Here is an 11560-nt window from a genome sequence, read left to right on the forward strand (position 1 = left end):
CGGCGCTCCGAGACCGTCAGCAGTACGGCTGGGGCACCGGGCAACCGGCGGAATCGGTGGGCTGGCGCAGGTCGACCGTCAGGGCCATCACGCCACCGGCGCAAGCTCCCTGACGCGGCAGCGGCGACCACTGCGCCGCCTGCACCGGCAGCCCGCGCAGCGCCGGGCAGCAGCCGACGACCCACCGCATGACCTCCGCGTCCGCGAGCGCCACGAACGCATCCTGCTCGCGCGGCTCGCACGGCACCGGCCGCCCGTCCTTGGACGTGCCCTTCGCGCACCGCAGCACGCCGAAGTTGTAGGTGACCCGCCACAGACCGCCACCACCGCAGTTACCACCCCCCGCGGTGACCACCTGCTGACGGCCACCCTGGGGAATCCACTGCTGGGATGCGACGCGCACCCAGGCCATGCCCTGCCACGCCGGTTCCTTCTCGTCGACCTCCGCGGCCGGGGCCAGGCCCTCCATCTGCGGCAGGTGCTGCGCGAGATCCTTGGGATCGGCCTCCTTGCAGCACGGGGTCTTGCAGTCGCAGGCGCACCAGTCCGCGGTGGCGACCTCGCCCTCGTTGACCACGCAGCACCAGCACACCGGCCGGTCGCAGGCGTCCAGGCCGTTGCACAGGCAGTCCTTGAGCCCGACAGCGACCCTGGTGACCGGGTCGGGGCCGCACGGCGGCTGGGGCTCCCACTCGGGAACCTCCGGCTCGCAATACTCCACCAGCGCCACGCCGCGGATCGTCTCGGCGCGGCTCGCACGACGCTCACCAGCCATATGCGCCACCTCCATAGCCAGGGCGCCCCACCCGCCACGAGGGCGGGGCGGCGGGGAAGTCGGGAGAGAAGACGGCACTCGGCTGCTTGAGGCCGTGGGGGTTGACCAGGGCCACCCACTCGTCGACCTCGGGGATACCGGTCATCTCGCCGTCGCCGGGCGCCTGGAGCTGGTAGGTGATCCCCTCGCGGGTGACCTGGGTGGCGTTGAACGGCACCGGGCAGTCGGACGGGTCACCGCAGGACTCGGCGATCTTGCAGGCGAGCCGGGATGCCGCGAGCACGCCGCCGGGCGGCACGGGAAGGCCACGGTCGTAGAGCACGCTGAAGGTGCACGGCTCGCAGTCGGGCAGGTCCAGCCGCTGGCACTTGGGCCAGCACGGCTGGCAGGCGCAGCCCGAAGAGCCGCCGCAGTCGTCGCAGCCGCACCCGTTGGACATCCCGCGGCGCACCAGGCGGTTCGGAGGCAGCAGGGTGTAGGTGGAGGGGTCGACGATGACGCCGTTCCAGCGGACCTCGACCACGCACGCCACCGGGCCGGGGAGCAGGATCTCGCACAGCTCGATGCACGAGCAGTCCCCGCCGCGGCACGAGCCGCAGGACATGTTGATCCAGTTCCCGCCGCCCAGGTTCGCCGGCATGGGGCCGCCGCCGCCCGGGAAGCCGCTGAGCCAGGAGTTGCCCCACCGGCCGGACATGCCGCCCGGCGGGCCCTCCAGTCCCCAGGTGCCGGAGGAGGCGCGGTTCCAGCCCTCGCAGCCGCGGCGGCAGGGCCTCACCAGCTCGCGGCAGATGCCGAACCGGCCGCCGGTCGCCCGCCACAGCCGCTCAGAGGCGATGGACAGGGCGATCCAGTGCCGCGGCTCGAAGTCCTCCGGCTCGCAGGGGAAAAACGGGCAGCACGTCGTGTCGATCGGCCAGGGGGCGCACGGGCCCCCTTCAGGCTCCCAGTTGCGCGGCCACTGGCACGTCAGCGTTGAACCACGGCTCATCGACCACGCACCCCGCGTTCTCCCGCAGTCGTCCAGAGCGCGCAGGGGCCGCCCTCCGGCTCCCAGCCGGAGGGCCATGAGCACGAGAGCTGCCCCGCGCCCCGCATCGGCTATCCGCCGATGGTGAAGGCGTAGCCGTCGCCGATCTCGCAGCAGGAGGACGGGTAGCCGGAGCCGCCCTCGTCCTGGCAGCCGCGGGCGACGTAGGTGCCGGGCGCGAGCGGGCCGACCGGAGCGGTGTTGGCCGCGCCGGAGCCGGTCACCGGCGCCGACTTCGCCACCGGCGTGCCGTTCTGGTCGTAGACGACCACCACGGCGCGGGTGGACTCGAAGGAGAGCGTGGCCACGACCTGGTTGTTCTGCTCGCCGACAATCTGAATGGCGGTCACCAGCGGGCGTACGCACCCGGCCAGCACCGAGCGGGACGCCCCGTAGGAGGTGCCGCCGCAGGGGACCGAGACGCCGACCGTACGCGGGGCTCCGCCGTCGGTCGGGGTGACGGTGATCTGGTAGTTGGCGGTCTGGCCCGGAGCGGGCTCGGGAAACTGGTGGTCCTTGGACCCCTTGTCCCCGGTCCACTCCTCCTCCGGACTGCCGTCGCCCCAGTTGATCTTTACAGTGCGAGGCATGGCGAAACCCTCCCGCAGGTCGTGTCAAGGTTGAGGGTGACCGTCCGGCCGGTCGGGTCCCCGTAGAAGTTGCAGGCAGCAGTGGTGTTCAGGCAGCCCGACGCGCAGGTGGTGTCAAGTGCCAGGCTGATGGTGCGGCCCGAGGGGTCGGCGTAGGTGTCGCAGCTCGGGGTGATCTGGAGGCAGTCCGTGGGCGCGGCCGGGCACGGCGGCGGCCGGAGTGTTCCGGCGCACTGCTTGTTCTCGGCCTCGGAGCAGACGACGATGACCGGGCGCCTGCTGCGGAAGTTCTCGCCGTAGGTGAACTGGATGTCCTCGCCCGGCGTCACGTTGACCTGGCGGCCCTCCGGCGTGCCGGTGCCCCAGTCGATGCTGACGGTGCCCTTGTCCCAGTTGTCGACGCAGATGGCTGCGGTGCAGTTGTCGCGCCACTCCACGAAGCGGATGAGGGGGCGCAGGCCGCCGCCGGCGATGAAGGGTTCCTTCGCGCACCAGGTGTCGATGTCGTTGCGGCAGACCTTGACCTGGAAGGTGCCGTCGGTCTCGAACTCGTGGCGCAGCCGCACCCGGCAGTCGTCCTCGGTGGCGATCCACTGGACGCGGTCCGGTCCGGCGGAGTCTCCCCAGTCGACGGAGATGCCGTACCGGCCGATCTGGGACTCGCCAGGGCAGGCGCACCGGGTGGTGTCGGAGTCGGGGGCGCCGCACCACGCCTGCGGCGGGAGCTGGACTTCCACGATCGCTGTGCGGCCGGTGGTGTCGGTGGGGTCCTGGTAGACCGTCAGCGACGGCTCGTCTTCCGGCAGCGGGATCGTGATGGTCTTCTGGGTCTGGATCTGCGGCCACTGCGCGTCGCGGACGGTGATCGTCACCTCGCGGGACTGGCCGGGGAAGCAGCCCTGGTAGGTGTGCGTGCCGGTGCCGTACGAGCGAATCTTGGAAATCGTGGCGTCGCCCCAGTCGACCTCCACAGCGCCAAAGCCGTGGTTGTCGGGGCGCAGCTCGACCGTGCAGCGGTCCCGGCCCGGGACGCCCTGGATGTAAAGCTCCGCGGGCTCGGGGATTCCGCCGTCGACCGGCTGCTTGCCGCACTCGGCCTCCGGCGGCGGGAAGGTCGTCAGGAACTGCACGAAGTCGTCGTCGTCCGCGATCGGGCAGGGCAGCGGGGAGGGGCGGCCCTCGTCCATCAGCACGTTGTAGGGGCCGCGGCCCCAGTTGCTTCCGCGCTTCGTGGTGCCCGTGAAGCTGAACGTGATCGGGCCGTTCTGGACGGTGAATTCCCCGATCGACACGTTGGTGATGCAGGGGAAGAGCAGGTAGCCGTGCTGGGCTGCGCCACCGGCGCGGCAGGCGGCCGAGGCGCCGGAGAAGACGTTCATCCACAGCTCCAGCGCGAAGCCGGAGTCACAGTTGGCCTTGCCCTTGGCGGTGAAGCCGATGATGGTGCCGGCGGAGTCGCGGATCGCGCACCAGGTGGGCTTCATGATCAGGACCAGCTCGGGGTCCAGGGCGCAGAGCGTCAGGTTGAGGGTATACGCCTGGGGAGGGTTGCACTGGACGGTCTGCATACAGACCTGTCCGTTGGCCTTGGTGACGCTGTCGCCGTCACCGCCGCCTCCGCCACCACCGCCTCCCCCGCCGTTGTCGCCCTCGCCGGGGCTGACCTGCACCGACACGAAGGCGTCCGTGACTACTTGCCCCGAGTTTCCCGGGTTCTCCGGGTCCTCGTAGACGGGCGCGCAGCAGCCGTCGACTTTCGTGGCGCGCAGCACGGCGGCGCCGCTGTAGCTAGGGCAGATCACCGAGGCCATGGCCACCGACTCCGTTCACGACAAGTCTGATACGTCCCTACTGGACGTATTCTGTCCTTTTTCTTCGTTTTCGTCTGCTTGGTCGGGTTCAGTGTCGGTGCAAGCACCGCTCCTACGGTCCGGGCTCCGGCTGGCCCGGCTCGTCCTCGCCCTCGTCCTCATCCGGCTCCGGGGCCTGGCACCAGTCGTTCGGGCAGGCCGTGTAGAGGAGCGCACAGTCCGTGGTGAGCGCGTACGCCCGCTCCGCGATGGCCGCGTAGTTGTTCGTCAGCCGGTCGAAGCCGTCGTAGACGTTGACCGGGCCGCGCCGCACCGTCACCGGCCCCGTCCCGTACATCACGATCTGATCGGGCGTCACGCCCTGGTCGACCGGCCCCAACGTCGCGTCGTAGCCGGTGCCGAAGACCACGGGCGTGCCCAGCGGGGTGTACCAGCCGGACAGGTCCGTCCAGATCGACCCGAGCGAGGCCAGCCGCATCGCGACCACGGACGGGACGTGCAACACCCCCATCCCCCCGAGGGTCTGGGTCAGCGCCGTCTCCAGCCGCGACAGGCACACCTCCAGCCGGGCCGCGGGCCACGGCATCCGCCGGAAGCTCCCCGAGCACTCGCCGCCGACCGGGATGGGGTGGCTCTCCCGCATGGAGCGCCACAGCCACTCCTCCACCGCCCGCTGCTCGCCGGTCTCCATCCGGCGCCGCGCCATCGGCTCCGCGTCCTTGGTGAAGTCCGCCCCCGGCATGCACGCCGCCGAGGTGTAGATCCAGAACGGGTCGCCGCACACGTAGCCCGGCGGCCCGTCCAGTACCTTGCGGCGCTCGTTCAGCCACGCCTCGGGGTCGGGCGACAGGTCGAAGGTGACGGCCGCGCCGGTCAGGTCCGGACGGAAGTCGACGTACTTCTCCGCGCCCAGGCCCGCTTCGCGGATCAGGATGCGGCTGACGCAGTCCTTCGGGATCGCGGCCACCCAGTTGCCGGCGCCGTCTGCTTCCTCCTCGGCCGCGCCCTTCGGCCCGAGGATCGGGATGGTGACCAGGTGGCCGCCGTCGGCCTGCACCTGGATGCGGGTCGACGGCGGAAGCGCCCAGCACGGATCGGCCGACGCCACGGCGAACAGGGTGCGGTAGTCCCTGTGCTCCTCTGGCGGCGAGCACTCCAGCCGCGGCGTGCCGTCGTCGGGCGCCGCGGCGCCGACGAACAGCTCTACGCGGATGGTGACCGGCTGGACCGGCAGCGGCGGCGCGATGCACGGCCGCGGCCAGGAGTACACGTTGGCGTCGCATCCCTGTGACCGGTACTGAAGGCCCCACTCCCAGGTGCCGTCCTCGACCGTCTCGACCTCGGCCACGGAGAACAGGCCGAACCGCGCGGGACGAATCCGCGGTCCGGTGACCTCCACGCGAGGACCGGGACAGGTCGACACCATCGGCTGCTCAGGCTTCCTTCCGGATGATCATGGCGAAGCGGGGTGCAGCCTCGGCTCGTGCTCGGGGACACGAACCGAAGAGCTGCACCCCGCCTCCAGGCATCCGCGTGGGACCCGGTGCGGGCCCGGGAAGGCGGCGGAGGAACCCGTACGCCACCGCCTCCCCGGACCCCGTTCGGGTCCGTCCACGGCTGCCGCCTAGGGGCGGGCCGTGGACGGACTACTTCCGGCCGCCACGGACCCCCGCGCCGCCGGACGGGGGCGGCGTGGTGCCGCCGCCGGGCGACGGAGCGGGAGGCGTCGGGGTGCCTCCCGTGTCGCACGGACGGAAACCCAGCTCGGCCTTCTGCTTGTCCGCGAACGCCTTCTCGGCGTTCGTGAACGCCTGGTTGCAGTCGTTGCAGTCGGACGCGCCGTAGCCCGGGGTGCACCCGCTCGGCTTGCAGCCGGTGACGACCGGGCCACCGGACAGACCGTTCGGGCAGAGCGGGATGTCCAGGAGGTACGGGTCGTAGCAGCGCTTGCAGACCTGAGTGCCCTCCTCCGTGAAGAGGCTGGTGTACTTGTTCTCCATCAGCGACGCGTGGTCGTAGATGCCCTCAAGCGTGATCACGTCCTGCTGGAGCTTGAAGACGCTGCCCGCCGGGTACAGCAGGATCTTCACGTGCGTCGGCCAGTGCGTGGGCGGCAGGCCACCGAAGAGCGGGCCCGCGTTGGAGCCGCCGAAGGTGTCGCAGCCGAGCTGGAGCGGACGCAGGCACTTGAACTTCGCGTCGCAGCAGTCGCCGCCCTCGTACACGCCAGCGGCGCAGCAGGAGGAGGCGGGCAGCACGCGGCCCTCGTTGGCCGACCGGCGCGGCTTGCTGCCGCACGGGTTGTCCGGGTCCGGCTCGGTGCACTCGCAGCAGTCGTACACGCCCGGGGAGTGCGGGTACTTGGCCTTGCCCTGGGCGGCCTCGGCGTCGCCGCAGTCACCCGGGTTCGGCTGGAACGCCGCGGCGAAAGCGTCCTGCCAGTCGTAGACGAACTGAACGCGCACGCCGCGGGACTGGAGGAACTGGATGAGCTGCTGGTCCGTCACGTTCCAGCGGTTCAGGTTCCAGCCGGACTTCTTGGACAGGTCCGCGCGCAGGATCGGCAGCAGCCAGTACGGCATGACCGCTTCGAGCGTCGCGGCACGCGGCAGCCGGTACCGGTAGCGCTGGTACTCGACCATCATCTCCAGGATGCTCAGCACCGATTCGACCGCGCCGGGGCCGTGCAGACCCGCGACGTCGATGCCCGTGGCCGGAAGGTTGACCTGGGGCATGCTGATCTGCGTCGCCAGGGACTCGATCTTCGCGATCGTCCAGGCGTTCATCCGGCGGCGGTGGGCCTTCAGGACGCGGGCAGTGAAGTCCGAGGTCCACTCCGGCCATCCGCGCTCCATCAGGATGGAGTTGCGGATGCAGATGCCGTCCAGCTCAAGCAGACACTCGGTCCACTCCGGGCACGGGATCTCGATGCAGCACTTCTTCTGCCCGTCAGGGCCCTCTTCGCAGTCCGACCAGTGGAGCTGGTCCTTGCCGAAGTGGAAGCCGACGCCGCCGTACAGGGGGCTGAAGTCGAACGCCTGCGGGAAGCGGATGCCCGACCGGCGCGTGGTGACCGTGGGCAGGTCAAGGAAGCCGTCGTTGCCGGAGTCGTCGGGGCACAGGTCCCACAGGGTGTCCGGCGGGGCGCACCAGGCGCCGGCGGCGACCAGGTTGCCGCCCGGGAGGCTGAACTCGTCGGCAGCGGCCTTGATGGCGCCGTCAATGTCCATCTCCTGCGAGATGGAATACTTCGCCGCCACGTGGCGGGTGATGGTCGCGATGCCCGCGCGGCCCGAGGTCGCGGAGCGGACCATGGACTGCATGCGAGTGTTGACCACCGTGGCCAGGTGCGAGAGGTCGCCGATCTTCTGGCGAGCACTGATGCCCGGGACGTCGGCGCTGGTGACCGTGTAGCGCACCGAGCGGTCGTCGCCGGTGGCCATACGGCCGCTTCCGCGACCGGCCGGGACGGCGGACTTCGAGCGCAGGAAGTTCAGCGGCAGACGACGCTCCTGCTGGGTTGCGAGCGCGCGCGAGGTGGAGACGGAGGCCGTCTTCTTCGCGGGCTTCTTCTTGCCGCTGCTGGACGAGGTGTCGGAACCGCCGTCGTCGGCGGTCTCCTCGCCCTGGTCCTCGTCGGCGTCGTCATCGGAGGAGCTGTCGTCGGCGAAGGTGTTTTCCCCCTCGTCGGCGCCGTCCTCGGTCACCACGCGTCCGGCGAGCGAGGCGAGGCGGCGGTGCGCCTCCTCGGCGCGCTGCTGCGTGCCGACGTTGTACTCGCGCAGGTGCTCCACCACGTCCACGAGGAATTCGAGGGCGGTGAGCTGGTCGTCGTTGGGGGTGCTGTCTTCGGCCTCTTCGCGCAGCTCCCGGAAGCGGTCGACAGCCGCGGCCTCCAGGCCCGGCATGTCGGCGCCATTCTCGGCAGCCGCGCGTACGGCGTCGCGGATTGCCTCAACACGCTCGTCGTCAGTGGTGGTGGCGAGCACATTGAGGATGTCGTCAAGTTCCACCTGAGTGTCCTTTGATCGCATCGTCTTCGGGTGCTCCCGGCGCAATCACCAGTCAGAGCGAGCAGTGCGGAGGACCGGGCCCCCGGCGCAGACACCAGTCAGGCAGAAACGGTCAGAAAACTACATCTCACATTAAAAGGGACGGATGGTGCGGCGCGCCGCACAGCGCGGAACGAACTGCACCTCAAACGCACCCTGGACGCTGGCGTGCGGGCACGAAAAAGGCCGCCTTCCCGCTTGAGTGTGGATGGGTCACGCCCTGGGGGGGGAGTAGGGCGTTCTCCGCGGGAAGGCGGCACAACCAGGCCCAGGCAGACCGTGGGAGGGGCCTGGGCCGTTCGGACCGAGGGTCCGGTGATCAGTACCCTAGCCCTGTTGCCACCGAGTACCGCGCAACGTTCACTCTTCAGCGTGTAGTTTGCTCCCAGTAGCCTCCGTGCTGGGCCACAGAACGGTCCGCATCGTCCTTGATGTAGAAGTCGACGCGGGAGCCGTCGGGCCGGTAGTGCCGGAAGACGACCGTCTTTCCGGCCGGGGTCGTCGTCCGCCGCCCGCCGCAGGTCGAGCAGCCGAAAGCGCTCATGGCATTCTCCTGTTCTCTTTCAGTCCCCGCGGGAGTCCCGGCCGTTTCGCCGGTCGGTCACGCGCAGGTGTGTGGGGGGTGCCGCCAGGGGGTGCGGCGCCTGGGGAACGATGCCGCCGGCGAGCTGCATCAGCCGCTGATCGCGCAGGCGCGCGGCGTCCTGGTCGGGCTTGCGCTCGCTGACCTCGGGGACGTGCCACATGCGCTTGGCCGCGTCCTTGCGCAAGGCGAAGGTGACCTCTCCGGCCGGGGTGTCGATCACGACGCGCGTGTGGGTGCCGCCCTCGATGGGTGTCAGCGAGGACGGCCACATGCTGGCGAGCACGCCGAGGACCAGGGCCAAGTCCTCCTCGGTGCGGTCCAGGGCCTCGCGCAGCGCGTGGAACTCGGCGACCGTCGGCCGGTAGGTGCCGTCACCGGCCGACTTCTTGTTAGCGGCTATGACGCCACCCCCGCATCCGCCAGGGCTTCGGCGTCCTCGGTGCTCTTGGCCCGGGTCTCGGCGCGCTTGGCCTCCCAGTGCGCGACGTCGGCGCAGCCCTGGGCTCGGGTCTTGGGGGTGACGCGCTGGGTCTTGGGCCAGTTCAGGCCGTCGGCCGGGTTGCCGTTCGCGCCGCCGCGGCACCACTTCTTGACCACGTTGACCGCGGTGGCGATGGCGTGGGACTCGGTCATCCCCTTGGCCATCAGGTGGTCTGCCACGCGGCGGATGAAGGTCGGCAGATGACCGGTGGTGGTCTTCTCGATCCAGTTCTGGCCGTTGCCCCGGCGGAACTCCTCGGCCTGGAGGACGGAGGCGTACGACGCCGCCTCCTCCTCATCGGGCGTGCAGGAGTCGAGGATGCCGGGGTCCTGAAGGGCCTCGATGAGGAACGAGGCCAGCTCCTCGTGATACGGGCCGTCAGGATCGCCCTCCTGGTTGTCGCCGCCGTCGGCCGCCGCCAACGTGGCTGCGGCTGCGGACTCGCCGACCCGGGTGTACGCGTCTCCGATCTCGGCCATGCGCTTGGTCATGGACGCGATGCGCGAGCGGGTGATGCGGTTGGCCGCGAGCTGGACGCGCGCGGTACGTTCGGCGGCGAAGACCCGCTCGGCCCGCTCCTCACGCTTCTCGGCATCCTGGCCGACCGCGCCGCATCCGACCGCGGCGAACGGGGCGCCCTGGGCGCCGGCGCGGGCCCGGGTCTGGGGGAAGCCGGGCACGTTGACGGCGAGCGCGGCCACCAGCTCCATGCCGCCGCGCACCGCGCGCCAGTCGCCTGACAGGGCGGAGAGCTGGATGCGCAGGCGCTCTTCTTCGGTCAGGTGCGGCAGGAGAGAGCCCGCACACCAGATGCCGAACTCGTCCTCGCCGACGGCGACGACGGCCGCCATGGTGCCGGTGTTGTCGTAGTGGGCGGTCGCCGCGGCCGGGAGCGCTTCGAGGCTGGCGTGGCCGGTGTCCATGGTGATCAGGCCGACTTCGCGGATGCCGCCGCCCTTGGTCTCCAGCAGGCGCGTGGAGTAGTAGGCGTAGCCGGTCTGGGAGGGCGGAGCCATGATGCACCGCTTCTCCACCCCGATGTGGCAGACGTTCCACTGGGCGAGGTGGCCGAAGACCCGGTCTCCGGCGATGGTCCACGGGGTGCCCTCGGAGAACGGCGGCCGGTCGAACCAGGGCGCCGGGGGCTTCCAGTTGTCAGGGGCGAACTGGCCGACGGCCAGGGGCGTGGTCGACGAGCGGACCAGGGTGGCCGCGGTCTTGGCGGTGCCGGTCCACGGCGGCTTGATCTCGGGGTCGTTGAACGCCTTCGCGGCGCGGCTGTAGAGGGTCCCGATCTTGGACTTCAGGCCCGCGGTGGGAACGCTGGTGCCGCCCCGGCCGCCCTGGAGTACGGACGCCGCGGCGACGACTCCGGCGAAGACCGCCTTCAGCTCGCCGTCGATCACGTCGGCGAAGGGGAACTTGTAGGACGTGACGAGGGTGGCGTCGGCCTTCTCGTCTCGGTACAGGAAGCCCTGGGCGAGCTTGGAGAGGTCCAGCGTGCCGTCTTCCCGCTTGGCGCGGTCGATCATCCGCTTCTTCGCGCCGGCGCCGTCCCAGGACCGGCCGCGGTCGGCGAAGGGCAGGCCCGTGTTGCCGATCGCCGCCGCGGTGATGGCGGAGGTATCGGTCAGCGGCTCGCCCTCGACCTCGGCCGTGGAGGTGTAGGAGGACAGGAACGCCTCGGGGAAGGCGGGCTGGCTGACGAGGGTGGCGCCCATCAGCCGCCAGTCGCTGAAGACGATCCCCTGGTGCGAGGGCAGCTCTTCGGGATCGTCGCTGGCCGCGTACTGGTCGCAGCCGACCAGGGAGCGATTGTCGCCGATGCAGCCGATCTCGTGGGAGTCGTCGTCCAGGTCGACGGAGACGAACCTCAGCCAGTTCTGGTGGACCTTGCGGGCGACGTCGGCCGCCCGCTCGTCCTCCATGTCGAACCGGCCCTCGCCCATCAGCAGATCGCCCTCGATCCACGCGTGGTCGATCACGCCGACCGGCACACCGCCCTCGTGACCGGGGGCAAGGGCGTCCTGGTACAGCAGGGGCAGGGGCAGGGGCCGGGTGCGCGGTACGCCGTCGCCCGGACGGGCGAGCAGTCGCCGGTCACGGGAGGAGGCGAAGACGCCGAGCGGGGCGAGGACGCCCCTCCACGTGCCGGGGACGGGGGCCTCGTCAGCGCCCTCCGTCGTCGAATTGGGTGCGGTATCAGTGGTTACAGTCATCATCGCCTCACGAAGT

At 70.6% G+C, this 11560-nt stretch carries 9 protein-coding genes; all 9 read right to left on the bottom strand.

Annotated elements, in window-relative coordinates:
* Window positions 1-16 precede the first annotated feature (16 nt).
* The gene (locus tag STRVI_RS45145; protein ID WP_014043742.1) at window positions 17-775 is read right to left on the bottom strand and encodes a hypothetical protein; all 759 of its coding nucleotides are present in this window, start codon (window positions 773-775) and stop codon (window positions 17-19) included.
* The gene (locus STRVI_RS45150) at window positions 765-1766 is read right to left on the bottom strand and encodes a hypothetical protein (RefSeq protein WP_014043743.1); all 1002 of its coding nucleotides are present in this window, start codon (window positions 1764-1766) and stop codon (window positions 765-767) included. The genes STRVI_RS45145 and STRVI_RS45150 overlap by 11 nt, the downstream gene beginning before the upstream one ends.
* A 110-nt stretch (window positions 1767-1876) precedes the next feature.
* Window positions 1877-2395: a hypothetical protein gene (locus STRVI_RS45155; RefSeq protein WP_014043744.1), complete on the bottom strand. Its 519-nt coding sequence runs from the start codon at window positions 2393-2395 to the stop codon at window positions 1877-1879.
* On the bottom strand, window positions 2380-4206 hold the full coding sequence (locus STRVI_RS46950) for a hypothetical protein (RefSeq protein ID WP_014043745.1): 1827 nt from the start codon (window positions 4204-4206) through the stop codon (window positions 2380-2382). Before STRVI_RS46950 ends, STRVI_RS45155 begins: the two co-directional genes overlap by 16 nt.
* Window positions 4207-4318: 112 nt before the next feature.
* The gene (locus tag STRVI_RS45165) at window positions 4319-5605 is read right to left on the bottom strand and encodes a hypothetical protein (RefSeq protein ID WP_150112985.1); all 1287 of its coding nucleotides are present in this window, start codon (window positions 5603-5605) and stop codon (window positions 4319-4321) included.
* Window positions 5606-5852: 247 nt separating this feature from the next.
* Window positions 5853-8219 (bottom strand): major capsid protein, encoded by a 2367-nt coding sequence (locus tag STRVI_RS55460; protein WP_043242541.1) that lies wholly within the window; start codon window positions 8217-8219, stop codon window positions 5853-5855.
* A gap of 406 nt (window positions 8220-8625) precedes the next feature.
* Window positions 8626-8802: a hypothetical protein gene (locus STRVI_RS53290; protein ID WP_014043748.1), complete on the bottom strand. Its 177-nt coding sequence runs from the start codon at window positions 8800-8802 to the stop codon at window positions 8626-8628.
* Window positions 8803-8821: 19 nt separating this feature from the next.
* The gene (locus STRVI_RS45175) at window positions 8822-9145 is read right to left on the bottom strand and encodes a hypothetical protein (RefSeq protein ID WP_014043749.1); all 324 of its coding nucleotides are present in this window, start codon (window positions 9143-9145) and stop codon (window positions 8822-8824) included.
* 95 nt (window positions 9146-9240) lie between these two features.
* Window positions 9241-11544 carry a hypothetical protein gene (locus tag STRVI_RS46955; protein ID WP_014043750.1) on the bottom strand — a complete coding sequence of 768 codons (2304 nt, stop codon included), beginning with the start codon at window positions 11542-11544 and terminating at the stop codon, window positions 9241-9243.
* Between the last annotated feature and the right edge of the window lie 16 nt (window positions 11545-11560).

Origin of the sequence: Streptomyces violaceusniger Tu 4113 (genome assembly GCF_000147815.2) — a bacterium.
In the GTDB taxonomy this organism is placed as follows: domain Bacteria; phylum Actinomycetota; class Actinomycetes; order Streptomycetales; family Streptomycetaceae; genus Streptomyces; species Streptomyces violaceusniger_A.

Excerpts from the sequence above, each read along its gene's own strand:
- STRVI_RS45145 (WP_014043742.1), bottom strand. The coding sequence starts at position 775 with ATGGCTGGTGAGCGTCGTGCGAGCCGCGCCGAGACGATCCGCGGCGTG.
- STRVI_RS45150 (WP_014043743.1), bottom strand. The coding sequence starts at position 1,766 with ATGAGCCGTGGTTCAACGCTGACGTGCCAGTGGCCGCGCAACTGGGAG.
- STRVI_RS45155 (WP_014043744.1), bottom strand. The coding sequence starts at position 2,395 with ATGCCTCGCACTGTAAAGATCAACTGGGGCGACGGCAGTCCGGAGGAG.
- STRVI_RS46950 (WP_014043745.1), bottom strand. The coding sequence starts at position 4,206 with ATGGCCTCGGTGATCTGCCCTAGCTACAGCGGCGCCGCCGTGCTGCGC.
- STRVI_RS53290 (WP_014043748.1), bottom strand. The coding sequence starts at position 8,802 with ATGAGCGCTTTCGGCTGCTCGACCTGCGGCGGGCGGCGGACGACGACC.
- STRVI_RS46955 (WP_014043750.1), bottom strand. The coding sequence starts at position 11,544 with ATGACTGTAACCACTGATACCGCACCCAATTCGACGACGGAGGGCGCT.